The 16488-nt window shown below is 38.1% G+C and carries 11 protein-coding genes and 1 pseudogene; 8 read left to right on the forward strand and 4 right to left on the reverse strand.

Annotation, left to right across the window (positions count from 1 at the left end; translation table 11 throughout):
• The first annotated feature begins 1 nt into the window (after position 1).
• From EAE92_RS05760 to EAE92_RS05795, 8 genes are all read left to right on the forward strand, one after another.
• Entirely contained in the window at positions 2-4021 is a 4020-nt protein-coding gene (locus EAE92_RS05760) for a hypothetical protein (protein WP_214067372.1), read from the forward strand.
• 29 nt (positions 4022-4050) lie between these two features.
• Positions 4051-7086 (forward strand): hypothetical protein, encoded by a 3036-nt coding sequence (locus EAE92_RS05765; RefSeq protein ID WP_214067373.1) that lies wholly within the window; start codon positions 4051-4053, stop codon positions 7084-7086.
• A 162-nt stretch (positions 7087-7248) separates the two neighbouring features.
• Complete coding sequence (locus EAE92_RS05770; RefSeq protein ID WP_214067374.1) at positions 7249-8679, forward strand: contractile injection system tape measure protein; 1431 nt, start codon at positions 7249-7251, stop codon at positions 8677-8679.
• A 9-nt stretch (positions 8680-8688) separates the two neighbouring features.
• Positions 8689-10770, forward strand: a complete 2082-nt coding sequence (locus EAE92_RS05775) for an ATP-binding protein (RefSeq protein ID WP_214067375.1) — start codon at positions 8689-8691, stop codon at positions 10768-10770.
• 23 nt (positions 10771-10793) lie between these two features.
• Complete coding sequence (locus EAE92_RS05780) at positions 10794-11705, forward strand: Pvc16 family protein (protein WP_214067376.1); 912 nt, start codon at positions 10794-10796, stop codon at positions 11703-11705.
• A gap of 172 nt (positions 11706-11877) precedes the next feature.
• On the forward strand, positions 11878-13512 hold the full coding sequence (locus tag EAE92_RS05785) for a membrane-targeted effector domain-containing toxin (protein WP_214067377.1): 1635 nt from the start codon (positions 11878-11880) through the stop codon (positions 13510-13512).
• Between the two features lie 185 nt (positions 13513-13697).
• The gene (locus tag EAE92_RS05790; RefSeq protein ID WP_214067378.1) at positions 13698-14669 is read left to right on the forward strand and encodes a YopT-type cysteine protease domain-containing protein; all 972 of its coding nucleotides are present in this window, start codon (positions 13698-13700) and stop codon (positions 14667-14669) included.
• A 196-nt stretch (positions 14670-14865) separates the two neighbouring features.
• Entirely contained in the window at positions 14866-15093 is a 228-nt protein-coding gene (locus EAE92_RS05795; protein ID WP_214067379.1) for a hypothetical protein, read from the forward strand.
• A 266-nt stretch (positions 15094-15359) separates the two neighbouring features.
• On the opposite strand, the gene EAE92_RS05800 is transcribed toward EAE92_RS05795, so the two are convergent.
• The 4 genes and pseudogenes from EAE92_RS05800 to EAE92_RS05815 form a co-directional block, all read right to left on the reverse strand.
• Complete coding sequence (locus tag EAE92_RS05800) at positions 15360-15647, reverse strand: type II toxin-antitoxin system HicA family toxin (RefSeq protein WP_214067380.1); 288 nt, start codon at positions 15645-15647, stop codon at positions 15360-15362.
• A 14-nt stretch (positions 15648-15661) separates the two neighbouring features.
• On the reverse strand, positions 15662-15958 hold the full coding sequence (locus tag EAE92_RS05805) for a type II toxin-antitoxin system HicB family antitoxin (RefSeq protein WP_065391992.1): 297 nt from the start codon (positions 15956-15958) through the stop codon (positions 15662-15664).
• A 28-nt stretch (positions 15959-15986) separates the two neighbouring features.
• Entirely contained in the window at positions 15987-16196 is a 210-nt protein-coding gene (locus tag EAE92_RS05810; protein ID WP_214067381.1) for a hypothetical protein, read from the reverse strand.
• 183 nt (positions 16197-16379) lie between these two features.
• A pseudogene (locus EAE92_RS05815) lies at positions 16380-16488 on the reverse strand (RNA-guided endonuclease InsQ/TnpB family protein); the annotation flags it as partial.

Here is a 16488-nt window from a genome sequence, read left to right on the forward strand (position 1 = left end):
TATGGGACTCACCGAATTAAAGAATAAACTCGCCGCTATCGTACCAGAGACAGAATTTAAACTTGATGAAAGAAGTACGCTGGATATTTTAAACTGGCTACAAGAATATTCTAAGAAAATACCTTTCGGTCAAGAGAAAGAAAAATTCTGGGATAGCTTCTATTTTATTCAGAAAAATAATCCTGAGAAATTAGCAGATATTTACCAAAAAGTTAATAAAGCAGATGGACATTTACCGGCACATCAAGCTTTTGTGTTGGCTTTTTTAAAACTCTTAGAAACAACCAAAGTTTTATTTAATACCTTCCCGGTACGACATCGTGATCTTTATTATCGGGAATTATTAGGATTGAAACCGAGAAATGCACAAGCGGATAACGTTGCTTTAGGCATTACCTTAAATACAGATAAGGCAGAATATCTTATCCCTAAAGGAACCCTGTTTGATGCCGGGCAGGATAGCGCTGGAAACCCATTACAATATGCGTCAGATACTGATCTACTGGCGAACCAAGGAAAATTAACCGACCTGCGTTGGTATCGGAAAGATAACGATGGCTGGAAATCGGCAATACTACTAAACCACTCAGATAATATTAAATTGCCTGAAAACGGTATTAAGCTTTTTAGCCCAACCCCCAACGATGCCCCAATCTTATCTGGTTATCTGATTACCTCTTCTTTATTTGCTATGTCGAAAGGAGCGCGTAATATTGAGGTAACTCTAGCAAATGAGTGGATGGGTAATCCTAACAACATTACTGCTCAGATCAGTTCTGGAAAACATTGGCTTTCACTGCTAGTAAAAAAAGCAGAGACCAATCTTAAACTCATCTTAAGCTTATCAGCTAACGATGAACCCATCAGCCCCCCTGATTCCTTAGATAATATGGAGTTTAATGTCCCCGTATTAAAACTAGGCACCACTCAAGGAGCTATGTTACCCAAGATTATGGGTATTGAAATTAGCACTAACGGCAACAGTAATGTACGTTATTCCTCTGATAGAGGTGTTGAAAACGTAGGTACGACTAGTTTTCCCTTTGGACAATCACCGTCACTAGGTTCCGGTTTTAATTTGATTGCTCCTGAATGGTATAACACTGAAAATGCAACAGTGACGATTACTCCTCAATGGGTGGGATTGCCCGAAGAGAATTTTAAAACCTGGTATAAAGGATATAACTCTCAACCCGATAATAGTGCATTTAAAGTACAGGGATATTTAGTCACGCCTCAGGGAAAAAACAAACTAAAAGAAACTGAGACTCAACTATTATTTGATGGAACAGATAAACCACAAGAAAAAAGCCTGAGTCTTCCTTTACCAGCAATGAATTATCCTATTGCAGACAGTCAATCTCCAAACGACTGGCCGGCTTTTATTCGTGTAGAATTAGCTGAACAGGATTTTATGCATTCTCAGTATTGGCAAAATCCTACGGATAAAAATCAACCCTATACTCCCCAGATCAGTTCATTGAAAATTGAATTCAGCGCAGAAGTCAAAACTGGACAATATTCTGTTTATCCTCTCACCCCTTTTGGCTGGGGCAAAGTAAACGCAAAAACGCCATCATTAATCAGTGACACATTTTATTTAGGCTTTACCGATGTATTACCAGGACAAACTTTATCTCTGTTCTGGCAGCTAGAAGGTATTAAAAAGCTACCTTTATCCTGGTTTTATCTGAATCAAGAAAATACCTGGAGTCCATTAGATAATTTGGTACACGACCAAACCAGCAACCTATTTGTTCGAGGGACCTGGAGTACCTTATTACCACATGATGCTTCAAACCAAGCTTCTCAAATGCCAAAGGGACGATACTGGGTGAAAGCACAAATTTTACAGACGAATCAAGCAATACTGACCGACCTATATTGGCATCGGAAAGATAACGATGGCTGGAAGTCTACAACACCTCTTCGCCTTTCAAATAACATGAAATTACCAGCAAATGGTATTCAAATTTTTAATCCAACATCTCATGATATCCCGGTTCTATCCGGCTACCTAATTACTTGGCCTTTATTCACATTCCTAAAAAAAGGGCTCAACATTACATTAATTTTGGAAAGTAAATGGGAAGGTAATTCTGAGAATATAGCTGCTAAAATAAGTTCAGGGAATCACTGGTTAACACTGTCAGTCGAATATCTCAGTGACATTAATAGTATTAAGTTGCAATTACCAGACGATGATAACAATGATCCTATCAGCCCCCCTAATGCTCTGGATAATATGACGTTCGATACGCCATTATTAAAGCTGACAACTACTCAGGATTTCACTTTACCCTGGATTTATAAGATATGTATTAACAGTAACATCGTGCTCTCTGCTTCCGGCAATTCAAAAGCAGAAATCTCTCGTTTCCCTTTAGGCCAATCGCCATCACTGGACTCCAGTTTTAGTCCGAAGGTAGTTCTCCCCGAATGGATTAACTCTGAATATGCATCAAACACAACATTCACTATTACTCCTCAATGGGTCAATTTACCTACAGAGAACTTTTCATCGTGGTATAAAGGATATGCTAATAAACCTACCAATAACAATGTATTTAAAGTGGAAGGCTATCTTGTCACTCCCTACAGAGGAGAGAAAAAACTTGATGAAACTCTGTCATTATTTGATGGCGAAAATGCACCACAAGGAAAAAGCCTGACTTTTACTTTACCTGACAAGTATTATTTCTATTCAAACAACCATAAGACAATTAGTATAAAAATAAAACTCGCTGAGCAAGACTTTATGCACGCTCAATACCAGCAAAGTCCTACAGGTAAAAAACAACCCTACACCCCACAACTCAGTGAATTACAGGTGGAATTCAGTGCGACAGCTTTCCGTCGACAATTCTCCATTTATCCTCTCACACCTTTTGGCAAGGGCGAAGCCGGAAAAGATATAACACCATTAACTCACGATACATTCTATTTAGGTTTTACCGATATATCACCAGGACAAACTTTTTCTCTATATTGGCAGCTAAAGGGCCTGAAAGATCTATCTTTGTCTTGGTTTTATCTGAGTCAAGGAAATACCTGGAAATCATTCGGCCAAACACACAACCTATTTGAATCAGAAGGCCAAAGCGTACCATTACCACAGGACGCTTCAAATCAAGCATCTCAAATGCCGCAGGGGAGATACTGGTTAAAAGCGCAGATAGAACAGGAGAAAAAGCAGATAAAAATAGCTCTTCCTGATCATTATCCAAGAATTAAAGGATTGTTGTATAACGCCACAACAGCCACGTTAATTAACACAGAAACTATCGAGCAAGATCACCTTATCAGCGGATTAACCGCCAACAATATTAAACAGCCGGTGAATTCATCCGTTGCAATCAGTGAAGTAGTTCAATCTTGGGCATCTTGGAATGGTCGTCCGAAAGAAGACGAGCAAACCTTTTTGAAACGGGTTCCCGCCCGGCTGTCCCATCGTAATCGAGCATTAAATTGGAGCGATATTGTCACCTTACTAAAAGAGCGTTTTGTCAGTATATTTGATGTCAAATACCCTTCTACCAATGAATTAACCAAAATACCAGCACCAGAAAAGCGCCAATTAATCGTCATCCCTGATAATCGTTACAAAGATAATGATGATTCACTTCGTCCAGAATTGAACCAAGCTCGATTAACTGAAATGGTCGAATGGTTAGATCAATTAAGTAGCCCCTGGACAACCATTGAAATTAATAATCCCACATACGTTGATGTCCCGATTAGCTATGAATTGGTATTTGCTTCAGGAGTTAATCCCGATTATGGCAGTCATCAATTACAACAAGAATTGCGCCGGAAATATATGCCGTGGGGAGAAAATATTGCTATTGGCGTAACACCAGGTAATCGCATTGACTATTACCAGTTATTAGCCACGATTCAACAATCACCCTATGTTGAACGGGTCACTAACTTAACTTTACAAAAAGACAGTCTATCCACAGATGCTGTAGGTAAAAGTATAGAAGCCGACGATGATGAAGTATTGATTTTAGTCTGGTAATAATCCCCCCTAAACGAAGGAGTTAACAAATGAATAATCGAGATAGACTATTTCCCATTATTAAAGACGATATTGCCTTTGATACCTTACTTACTCAGGCAAAAACCGTTATTGAACAACAATCTGGTCAATACTGGAATGATATGGGTGAAAACGATCCGGGCATCACCTTATTAGAAGCCTGTTGTTACGGTGCATCGGATTTAGCTTACCGCCACTCATTACCATTGAAAGATCTTCTTACTCCTAGACAAGAAGAACGGACATCAGGCGATGGTATTTTCCCTAAAGAGTTTGGCCCTCAACAAATATTGACCTGTGGCCCTATCACCGAAGAAGATTATCGTCGGGCTTTATTGGATTTGCATAGCAACAACAAAAGTGACGGTTATTTTTTCTTTGATGACGTGCAACTTATTCGTGAACCTGAAAATCAACGCTATACATACTGGTATGACAGAAAAGGACGGCAATACAGTTTCATTATTAAAGACCGATATAGCAATTCAACACAGTTAAAATTAACACTGAGGGGAAACTATTGGCTTTATTTACTCCCTAGTCGGGAAACCGAAAAAATTCAAGATAATAAAATTCAAGCTCAGAAAAAGTTAGAAGATTTTCTGAGGGACAATCGCAATTTGGGAGAGTCAGTCAGTAAAATTATTTGGCTGGAACCCATCGATCTACCATTGAAGATTGATATTCAACTTGATGATGACGTTAAAGATATCACTGATATATTCACTAAAGTTTATACGGCGGCAGAACAAATGGTAGTTGAAAAACCACGACGTTATACCACCCAAGCTATGAGAGAAATGGGTTACAGTAGTGAAGAAATTTTTAATGGGCCCTATTTACGTCATGGCTGGATTCCCCAATTACCTTCAAACGAAGATTACACCAAACCTAAAGAACTAAATCTAAGTCCCTTAGTTAACCAACTACTGAGAATCAAAGGAATCAAAAAAGTTACCCGATTCACGTTAGATAAGCATAACGAAAGAATTTCTAAACTACCAAATGATAATTGGTCTTGGACAATCGATCAGGGATTCTATCCCAGACTATGGGGCAACGATCCCTTACAGTCAATTACCTCATCAAATAGCCCACTCACCATTACAGCCAAAGGTGGCGTTAAAATTGTTGTTTCCAAACAAGATGTAGAGGAAAAACTCATTGCAGAGCCTCTGATTGAGACACAACCTGAATTACTGGATTGGGGTAAATATCGTAAGGTTCTGGATTACTATCCGGTAAACAATAAATTACCTCCTTGCTATGGATTACAAATTAATACCCAACAGCAAGTACAATTACATCAGTTCATGTTGCCTTTTGAACAAACTTTGGCTAATCACTGCGCGGATCTCGCCTTGTTACCAAAACTATTGGCTTTTAAACAACGGGGGAATACTGTACGTGGTACTCAATGGCCTTTTAAAGAAAATACTGTGGCTCAAAATATTCATCAAAATATAAAATCTCATTTAATTAATCAAATGAATAATGAAGCCAAAATCAATAATAATGATAAAAACTATACTAAAGAATTGGTGATGTTAGACTATCTATTGCAATATTTTGGAGCGCAATGTGCAACCCCTCTTCTATCACAAGACTCAAACTCTCAGGAAGATTTTCTATCTACTCAGCGCGAATATCTTTCTCAACAACCTGGCTTAGCCTATCAACGCAACAATATTCGCATTGATAAAGTATCAGCGCTGCAAAAACGCATTGCCGCACGGCTAGGTCTGGGAGGGGAATGCTTCAAAGAAACACCAGAACTGGATAAACTCCCTTTTTATTTAATTGAACATCGTCAACTCTTACCAATAAAACCTAATGAGAAATTCAATAATGACCAAACACCTGATAATCTAGAAATTAAAAATGATCAAGTCATGATTACACAAACTGATACAGCAGGCCATTTAATACAAGGTCAAGTTATTAATCTGGAATTTAGAGAAGACTACAATGTATTCAAATTTCTGAACCTAATGATCACTGAAGTGACAGGAGATACATTCACCATTAACACCAATAACAATAATGATCTAAAAAACAATCTGGACAAATTACAAAACGCATTTAAGCAGCTTAATAGTCTGCACTGGCGCAATAGTTCCGTGTGGATAGAAGATATGGATTATCAACTCGTTTATGGCAGTGAAGAGAATCAAGAAGAAACCGAAAATAAACGATGGATTACCCTTAATGACCAAAACCCCTTCCCTGCCATGATCGAAAAGAATGATGAAATCACAATAAGAACCAAGTCCGATTATGAACTTACAACCCAAATTGTGCAACTTGATAGTGCTAATAACCGGATATTACTTAGAAAAGATGTAAATTCAAAAAACGAATTTCCATCAAGAGAATATATATCACACCACTGCTTGTCCTACACAAAATATGATTACGGATACGGAGAGGAACGTACATATAAATTGATTTCTATCGATACAACCTCAAATGAAAATGAACGCTGGATTACCATCAGAAAACAATCCGATGACTCTCCTTACGATAGTTTTCCTTTTGATATGTTCCAAGCGGATGATGAAATAATACTAAAATTTGACCCGGATTATGAGCTTAAAACACAGGTAAAAGAATTTGATCGTATAGAAAAACGAATATTAGTTGAAAAAAACATAGATCAAATAAATAATTTTCCATCGGAAAGCAACGCATCGCACTCTTATTGGTACTTCTCCGGAGAAAGATATATCCAATCTGACCAATTTTCATTTGTAGTCAGCATAGTACTGAATCGAGAACGCATTAAGAGCGGTACTACTGATTTTTACAAATTAGAATCTTGGGTGAAAACTGAAATTTTAGCTGAACTGCCCGCTCATATCTCACTCGTTATTCATTGGCTATCATCGGAAGAATTCGAAAAATTTGCCAGCACTTATAAACTTTGGCAAAATAATGGCGCTCCTTTAGGTGATCACGCATATAGAATTCTAGAAACATTAACACTAGGAAAGAAACCTTCTGCTTCAGTAGAAGAATACAGTGAAGAAATAATGATTTCATAAGGATTATTTTATGATATCTAATATTACAAAAATATCTATGAATCCAAATATTCACAAGTTATTTTAGTGTATTAATATCCTGTGGAAATTATTATTGCGATTCTATGAAATATTTTACTCTTAGCTTTCTCTATATCTGTTATTTGCAAAGAGAATATTAATATGGTTTCAGAGATAAATCTGTTAAATAGGATAATCATTACTATTGAAGCTAATAATGCACAGGTAGCTAAAAAAGTCTTACATGGCTCCCTACTTAATCAATCCAGTATAAATAAATTAATAAATTCCTATTTTAACCAATATATTATTAATCAAAATATCTATTTTGAGGTACTCACTCTGAATCTTGGAGAAATAAGATTAGATGATTTTAATTCACTGTTTTTTATTCTACTTAATGATAAATTTAATCAAGTATTAAACCAATATCAGGTAAATAATCATACTGATATTGATAAATTTATTCATTACTTACAGCAACAAAATTCCATATCAAACCCAATAGCAGGAGCGAAGAATAGTGAAATTACTGATGTAAACATTAAACAATTAATCAACCAATTACCCCAGATACAAAATAATTGGACGTTATTATTAGCAAAAAGCTGTTTATCTGAGCATAGTCTGAAAAACATTCTGGCCATCAGAGAACCCGCTTTATTAACTGCCATTAATCGCAAATTATCGGAGAACACAATCACACCACAACATCAGGAGGAACCAGTTTCCTCCTGGCAATTAATACTGAATGCTCTGAAATATATACAACAACATAATACACAAGAAATACCTGAACCCGACGCGAAAATTATCTCACGTATCACGGCTGAATTTAATAATGGAGCGATTAATATAGCATCTATTATCGCGTTATTTCGCCAGACTGCAACCTATAATTTTCCATTAAATAATTGGTTGAAACAACTCTGGCAAAAAGCACCTGTTTCCCAATATTGTAAAAAATATCTATCGGTTGAAGAATACCAATATCTGTCAGAATATTTTATTCCCAAACACGGGGATAAAAATAAATCTGGTAAAAAATCATCCGTGGATTCTGAACCAGTTTTATCACCTGAACATTCTCCTCCGCGTCAGATAAATAATGCTGGAATATTAGTTTTATGGCCGATATTACCTGCTCTATTCAATCAACTTGGTCTACTTGAAAAGCAGAAGTTTATCCATCGTCAAGCCCAATTCAACGCGGTTGATCTCCTTGATTATCTCATTTGGGGAACCGAAAAAGCACCGATAGAACGTAAAGGGTTAAACTCTATTTTATGTGGGCTAATGACTGACGAAAATATCGAATCAATATCCATTGAACCAGAGAAGCAGTTAATAATAGATCAATGGTTGGACACAGTTATCAGCCAACTTCCTGCCTGGAAAAAATTAAGTCACAATGATGTTCGCCAATTGTTTTTACAACGACCAGGTGAATTACGAATAGATGAACAAAAAATCAATATCACGGTACAACATCAACCGTTTGATGCACTATTATCTGACTGGTCCTGGCCATTAAATATCGCCAAACTACCCTGGCTGGATCATCCTTTACTAATCAACTGGCAAACTATTTAAAAGGTTTATATGAACTTACCTCTGACAAATAACCACTTTATGGCAGCAGAATTGCATTGGATTTATCCTCATCTGGAGCGTATTGATCTGCTATTACAACGCTACTATTATCAAAAGGGAAATTGGTACGATTCATTACCGGAAAGTTTTTTACTGACCGAAGATGAAATAGAGCAACGTTTGGTAAAACCATTAGGCATGCCTCATTGGTTAAAACAGCGTGATATTATTAGTCATGAGGAAATAGAAAATAAAGCTATTACCGGTACATTATCATTGTTGATTGAGCGTTTTGAATTGACTGAATTTGAACGCGATATCTTACTATTAGGTTTATTACCCCATTTTGACAGTCGTTATCATGCTCTATTTGCTTTTCTGCACGGTAACAGTAAAAAACAGTGGCCAAGTTTTGCTTTAGCAATTGAATTATTTAGTCAACGCCAAAGTGATTGGCAATTACTGCAAAATAGCTTTCTGCCTCAGACACCATTAATCAATCACCACCTGTTACAGCTTAATAACCATGAGGAACCCATTTGGCTGCAAACGCAATTTTTAACACACAGTAGCGTCTGGCATTTTTTATCCGGCCAACGGGTTATTTTACCTGCCCTGATAACCTGTGCTTATTGGCATTCTTCTACCTCACAGACTTGGTATCCGCAAACCCTTTATCATTCACTTAAAAAGATATTGTTAAATGAAATAGATGAAATACGCCCACTGGTGATTCTCAAAGGGAAACAAGAGAGCGCCAGAGAATTAGCAGTCAATAATATTATGGCGCTTCATGACATCAGTACCTTAATTCTCGATTTAGCCCATCTACCGGACGAAGAGAATATCAACACTAAACCCGGCCTGTTAACAGACGCAATACGGGAAGCCCGGCTACACAATGCCTGCTTATTAATCCGCAATTTTTCTTTATTTGCAGAGGAAAAGAAAATATACCAAAGCGAATTGTCCACCCTGCTAAAGCAAGCCAAATTACGAGTAGTTTGTCTGGTAGAACCGGGAGATTCATTTGTATGGATTCAACATCTGCCAATGGTACAAATTGAGATGCCTATAGCAACGCCGGCAGAGAAAAAATCAATGCTAAAAGAAAATCTGCCAGATAATGCCGATCAAGGAATTAATCTTACTCAGTTATGTCAGCGTTTTTCATTTACTCCCGAAACGTTACCTTTAATTATTAAAGAAGCCGTTCAATATCAAATAATCCGGCAACCAGAAGACCAATTGAAGGAGATCGATTTGCGTAAGGCATTAAATTTCCGCGCCCAACAAAATTTCGGTAAATTAGCCCAACGAATAATCCCCAAACGCAATTTTAATGACTTGGTGGTTTCAGAGGGATTAACTCAACAACTGAAAGAAATTATTACCGCTATTAATTACCGAAACCAAATATTAAACGCGGGTTTTCAAGAGAAAATAGGTTATGGTACCGGTATTAGCGCCCTATTTTATGGTGAATCAGGGACCGGAAAAACGATGGCCGCAGAAGTGATTGCCGGGCACCTTGGCGTTGATCTGATTAAAGTCGATCTCTCTAGCGTGGTGAATAAATATATCGGTGAAACGGAAAAAAATATCTCTCGAATTTTCGATTTGGCCGAAGCCGATTCTGGCGTGCTGTTTTTCGACGAAGCCGATGCCCTATTTGGCAAACGGAGTGAGACTAAAGATGCCCAAGACAGACATGCCAATATTGAAGTTTCATATTTATTACAACGACTGGAAAATTATCCGGGATTAGTGATTTTAGCCACCAATAATCGCAGCCATTTAGATAGCGCTTTTAACCGCCGCTTTACCTTTATTACCCATTTTACTTATCCCGATGAAATATTACGTAAACAAATGTGGCAAGCAATTTGGCCTGAACAACTACATTTATCAGACGAACTTAATTTTGACCATCTGTCTAAACAAGCAGATCTGACGGGTGCTAATATTCGGAATATTGCTTTATTAGCATCAATATTAGCAGTAGATGATAATAGTGAAAAGATTGATAACAAACATATAGAACGGGCAGTTATTCTCGAATTGAATAAAACTGGCCGGTTATTTTTTTAACGTTTAATAAGATTGGAGTCGATATGACAAATATAATTGATCCTGACAATGCGATTGTTGAAGTTAATTCTGCATTGCATGAAATCCTATCCCAACATTTAAAAACCTCTAACCAAATAATCGATATTCGTTTTGATCTACCGGAAATTAATTCAATTCCGGCTAAACCTACCGTTAGTGTGTTTCTTTATGATATACATGAAGACCTACAATTACGTTCTGCGGAACCAAGGAGTTATAACCCTAACACCAGCTCATTATTAGCTGGATGGGTAAATATTAATTACAACTATTTAATTACTTACTGGCATTCAAGCCAACCATCAAGTGATGGTTCTAACCCCGATAGTCAACCCAATAATCAATCTGCACGCGTCATGACAGCTATTTTAAATGCACTGGTTAATAACCGCCAATTACCTAAAATTCCTGGCGCATATACCAGAGTCATTCCACCACAAGAAAATCTAAATAGCCTGGGTAATTTTTGGCAAGCGCTCGGCAATCGTCCTCGTCTTTCTTTATTATATTCAATTACCGCACCGGTAAAGCTTCAAGATATTAAAGACGTCATAAAACCCGTTAGCCAGATTTCCGCTTCTATGGAACAAAAACCAAATCTGGATAATTCTCAAATAAACCAAGCTTTATTTAGAAAATTGTGTGACGATTTAGGCGGCACAGAAGATGTTCACCTTGCCCTTTCGAAAGTGAATCTGACAACCAAACCTGCTAAGGAAAATAATGAAAATCAGAATAATCAAAACGTAATTCTTGAAATTTCTGGTATTACCCGTTTGGATTATTTACCTAGAATAAAAGGTATTCTCTCGACATGGAAAAATAGTCATAGTGCTGTTGTTAGGATAAATAATATTGGTATTATTACTTCAGAAGATAAATCTGATAAACTAATAGCCATTAAAAATCTCTAATTTATATTTACATAAAAATCCACCGCAACACCAATTAAAATTTCTTATAAAATCACCTTACTTATATATTAAAATATACTTAACTTTATTTTTGAAAAATAAAATGACAATAGTCAATCTATATAGTATTTATTTCCAACATACCTCTTCCCGAAAATTAACAGGTGATAATATGGTATATGAATACGATAAAGCCATTGAAAGAAAAAGAAAACCGTCGATACCATTAGACAATAATAAAGAGCAATCATCTGAACAGGCACTAGAATTGTCTCAAAGTAATCAGAATAATCCATTACTCCACAATCTCATCACCAGCAATAATTTACGTAAAGAAGCTGCGGTTTTTGCCAAACGGATTGGTCCCTCCTATCAAGGAATTCTGAATGGACTTGAGCATCTTCATAATCTAAGTGGGAATGAGCAATTGACGACAGGTTTCGAATTGTATCGACGCATTATCCGTTACCTAGAGGAACATCCTGATTCTAAACGTAATACTGCCCTGAGAAGGACACAAACGCAGTTTGGGGATCTGATGTTCACCGGTACTTTGCAGAAAATACGCCACTCGTTGTTGGAAATGGCGGAAACCCGCCCTGAAATGGCATCGCATATCTACCAGATTGCCCGCGATGAGGCCAAAGGCAATACACCTGGACTGACCGATCTGATGGTGCGCTGGGTAAAAGAAGATCCCTATCTTGCTGCTAAAACAGGCTATCAAGGAAAAACTCCCAATGATCTACCTTTTGAACCTAAGTTTCACGTGGAGCTAGGCGCTCAATTTGATGACTTTAAAAAGTGGTTGGACACCGCCCAGAACAAGGGATTGCTGACTCATACCCGGCTTGATGAACAGAATAAACAGGCCCATCTTGGTTACAGCTATAATGAGCTACTAGATATGACTGGAGTTGAAAGCGTGCAAATGGCGGTCTATTTCCTTAAGGAAGCAGCCAAACAAGCTGAACCGGGTTCTACTAAATCGCAAGAGGAAATTTTGCTCCACCGATTTGCTAATCCTGCCTATCTGGCACAACTGGAACAAGGCAGATTGGCACAAATAGAAGCAATATATCACAGCTCTCATAACACTGATGTGGCTGCTTGGGATAAGCAATTTGCCTCAGATGCGCTGACGCAATTTAATCATCAACTGAATAACAATGTGGATCTGAACAGCCAGTTGTCTCTTTTACTTAAAGATCGTCAAGGGCTACTGATCGGTGAAAGTCATGGCTCAGATCTGAACGGATTACGTTTTGTCGAAGAGCAAATGGATATATTAAAAGCGCATGGCGTGACGGTTATTGGCCTGGAACACCTACGTTCAGATTTAGCTCAACCGTTGATAGATAAATTCCTGGCAAATGGGAATGAGCCGATGTCTGCTGAACTGGCCGCAATGCTTAAGACCAAACATTTATCTGCGAATTTGTTTGAACAAGCCAGAAGCAAGCAGATGAAAATCATTGCACTAGATAACAGCAGCACAACTCGCCCTACCGTGGAAGGAACACAACATGGCCTGATGTATCGTGCCGGTGCGGCTAATAACGTGGCGGTTGAACGTTTACGACAATTGCCTGCGGGAGAGAAGTTCGTTGCCATTTATGGTAATGCTCATCTGCAATCTCATGAAGGTATTGATCACTTTTTACCAGGCATTACTCATCGTCTTGGTTTGCCAGCTCTCAAGGTAGATGAAAATAATCGTTTTACAGCTCAGGCCGACAATATCAACCAACGCAAACGTTATGATGATGTAGTTGAAGTACCCCGTATTCAATTAACATCTTATTAAGCCTTAAAAGATACATCTTTGAAAAATCAGAGCTAATACTCAGCAATTGGGAAATTAAAATTAATTTTCCAATTATAATTTAAAGACATAAACATTTATTCCAATGACTCCAAATATAATAAAACAGGATTTTAATAATTATAGATTCAAATTATTAGCAGAAGATTAACTTAGAGGTAATATATATGGAACACGAATACAGTGAAAAAGAAAAACTCCAAAAATGCCCAATTCAACTAAGGGATTCTATCGGACATGATAAGGAGGATATAAATACCACAACTCCATTGGAACTTAATTCTCAATACACTAACAGAAAAAGATCTGGGTTACAGGAACGTTTCTCGGCCACTTTACAACGCAATCTGCCAGGCCATTCTATGCTCGATCGTGAACTAACCACCGATGGCAAGAAAAACCAAGAAAGTCGATTCTCCCCTAGCATGATAATGGACAGGCTCATGCATTTCGGGGTCAGAACCAGATTAGGCAAAGTCCGAAATTCGGCGAGTAAACACGGTGGTCAAGTCACCTTCAAATTTGCCCAAACCAAAGGTACTTTCCTAGACCAAATCATGAAACACAAAGACACCTCAGGCGGTGTCTGCGAGTCTATATCTGCTCATTGGATAAGCGCCCATGCCAAGGGTGAAAGCATCTTTGACCAACTCTATGTCGGGGGCCAAAAGGGAAAATTTCATATCGACTCACTGGTTTCCATTAAACAGTTACAGATGGACGGTTATCTGGATGATGAACAAAGTACCATGACAGAGTACTGGCTTGGTACTCAAGGCGTTCAGCCAAGCATGCAAAAAAACGACGTGGACGAACACTCATCCAAGGTAGTCGGTCAAACCGGTAACAAAGGTACAACAGACCTATTACGCGCCATTCTGGATACGGGTGATAAAGGCTCAGGCTACAAGAAAATTAGTTTTCTCGGAAAAATGGCTGGACATACTGTAGCGGCCTATGTGAATGATCAGAAAGGCGTCATTTTCTTTGATCCCAACTTCGGCGAATTCAACTTCCCAAACATAACTTCGTTTTCTCACTGGTTCACTGACGATTTCTGGCCAAAATCTTGGTACAACCTGGAAATTGGTCTGGGGAAACAATTTGAAGTCTTCAATTACGAGCCTAAAGAGCCATAATCCGCGACGCTCACTTAACTTGTTCTCCAGATTACTCTTTCATCTCTTTTTTTAGAACAGCCATCAAATCAAGGAGTATAAATAAAATGACCTCCACCTTCGACCCGGCCGTATATGTCGGTACGCCTACACTCAATATATTGGCGTTCTCTCCTCCCTTGGCTCACACGATTTAACTGATTTACTCAATATTCTTATGCCGCCGGCAAATGAGCAGGATCGAACGGAAAAACAACGTCGGGCCGCCAGCGCCAGAAAAGCGCTGGAAAATGCCGATTCATTTACTCTATCAGCACAGTATTTGTACTATACCGCACAAGATCCAGATTTCTTATTGTCCCTTCGCAAAGAATACAAAGATTTCAATAGCAAAAAAATTGATCGACTAATTATCAGCCCTCCTAAATGGACTAAAAGGCAGTAGGAAGAATAAACATCCATTAATTAAGCATAAAAATAGTCTTTTATAAAAAAATCTCTGGCAAATATTATCAGGGATTTTTTTAATTTCAATGATCAAAAAATAACACTACAGCCCGAAATCAGTTTAATCCATGACCGATATTAGACGAATGATTCCAGATCGATATATTGGTTCCTTGTGGTTATTTTAGATACAGAAAAACCGCAGTTAAGCGGCTTAATAATGTATAGATTTAGTGATTAGTAAATATAAAACGTAGAATTGGGTTATTCTGATGAATTTTCAGCGCATATTTGTTCTGCGCTGATTATGCCTTTACATAATGAGTGAAACTCTTTAGTGCTGATACCTGCTTGTTTTGCCATTGATTTTATCAGGTCTCTGGAAAAAGGAGCATGATGTTTATCAACCGTTACCAGCCATTTGCCGCCCTCAGTTTTCTTTATCCATTGTTCGTGAGACGTTCCTTTTTTAGGTTTCATCTCAAAACCAAGCGCGGTAAGTCCTTTAATGATTTCCGCATATTTCAGCGGCGTTAGTTTCTTAAAAAACACAATGCTGCCCTACATCAAGCTGGTTCGCACTGTTCATTAAAAACTTTAGCCATGCCGCTGTCTTTTCTATTCATGAAAATCCGAAAGGCAATTCGCCAATATTTAAACCACATAGACAGTGGCGCTTTTCGGCTTAACATTTGTTTGGCGTACTGAGGCTCTGCTCTCACCTCATCAAGGTAATCTTCAATCTGAGCTTCAAGCTTATTTATTGCTTCTTCTATATTGTCACCCTGCGCTGCTAAAGACAGATCTAAGCAGGCGGCTACATATATCCCATCCTGACGATAAGCCATGCAACGTAATCTCATTTTTCCTCTCCTCTGTAAGTTCACGTACCTACTTTCCACTTATCACTTTTACGTTTGCAAGAAAAGATTCTTGAACTTCTTTATTATTTGGGTTTAGCGATAAGTTTCCATTCTCATCAACATTTATCTTTCCATCACCTATTGCGGTTCCGTGATGAGTAGAAGATTTTATAATCCGCATTAAAATTTTATCAGGAGGCGCAAGAAGGTAGCGCATCGCTCTTGCTAATCTGGTCATAGCCTCCTCCTAACATTATGAAATTAAAGTGAATTAATGATTGGCAGTTGTCAAACTGATGCCACCTTAGCATGATATAAATTTATATCGTACCAAGATGATAATAGTTAGATTGAACCTCTAGTTCAACAAATTTAACAAGTGACTGCTCCCCGCCGTAAAAAAGGCGAGGCTTCCCACTTCTCAGGCCGCCACCGTCTTTATGACGGATTTACGCTGGCCTCCGTGGGCAGAGACGACGAGTCCCGCCGCCTGTAATTCTGTTATGCCCTTGCGCTCGATGTTGAGCGCC

Source organism: Photorhabdus hainanensis (assembly GCF_018448965.1).
Taxonomy (GTDB): Bacteria; Pseudomonadota; Gammaproteobacteria; order Enterobacterales; family Enterobacteriaceae; genus Photorhabdus; species Photorhabdus akhurstii.

What these genes read in the sequence shown, in the direction of transcription:
- EAE92_RS05760 (WP_214067372.1), top strand. Translation starts at nt 2, where the DNA reads ATGGGACTCACCGAATTAAAGAATAAACTCGCCGCTATCGTACCAGAG.
- EAE92_RS05765 (WP_214067373.1), top strand. Translation starts at nt 4,051, where the DNA reads ATGAATAATCGAGATAGACTATTTCCCATTATTAAAGACGATATTGCC.
- EAE92_RS05770 (WP_214067374.1), top strand. Translation starts at nt 7,249, where the DNA reads ATGGTTTCAGAGATAAATCTGTTAAATAGGATAATCATTACTATTGAA.
- EAE92_RS05775 (WP_214067375.1), top strand. Translation starts at nt 8,689, where the DNA reads ATGAACTTACCTCTGACAAATAACCACTTTATGGCAGCAGAATTGCAT.
- EAE92_RS05780 (WP_214067376.1), top strand. Translation starts at nt 10,794, where the DNA reads ATGACAAATATAATTGATCCTGACAATGCGATTGTTGAAGTTAATTCT.
- EAE92_RS05785 (WP_214067377.1), top strand. Translation starts at nt 11,878, where the DNA reads ATGGTATATGAATACGATAAAGCCATTGAAAGAAAAAGAAAACCGTCG.
- EAE92_RS05790 (WP_214067378.1), top strand. Translation starts at nt 13,698, where the DNA reads ATGGAACACGAATACAGTGAAAAAGAAAAACTCCAAAAATGCCCAATT.
- EAE92_RS05795 (WP_214067379.1), top strand. Translation starts at nt 14,866, where the DNA reads ATGCCGCCGGCAAATGAGCAGGATCGAACGGAAAAACAACGTCGGGCC.
- EAE92_RS05805 (WP_065391992.1), bottom strand. Translation starts at nt 15,958, where the DNA reads ATGAGATTACGTTGCATGGCTTATCGTCAGGATGGGATATATGTAGCC.
- EAE92_RS05810 (WP_214067381.1), bottom strand. Translation starts at nt 16,196, where the DNA reads ATGACCAGATTAGCAAGAGCGATGCGCTACCTTCTTGCGCCTCCTGAT.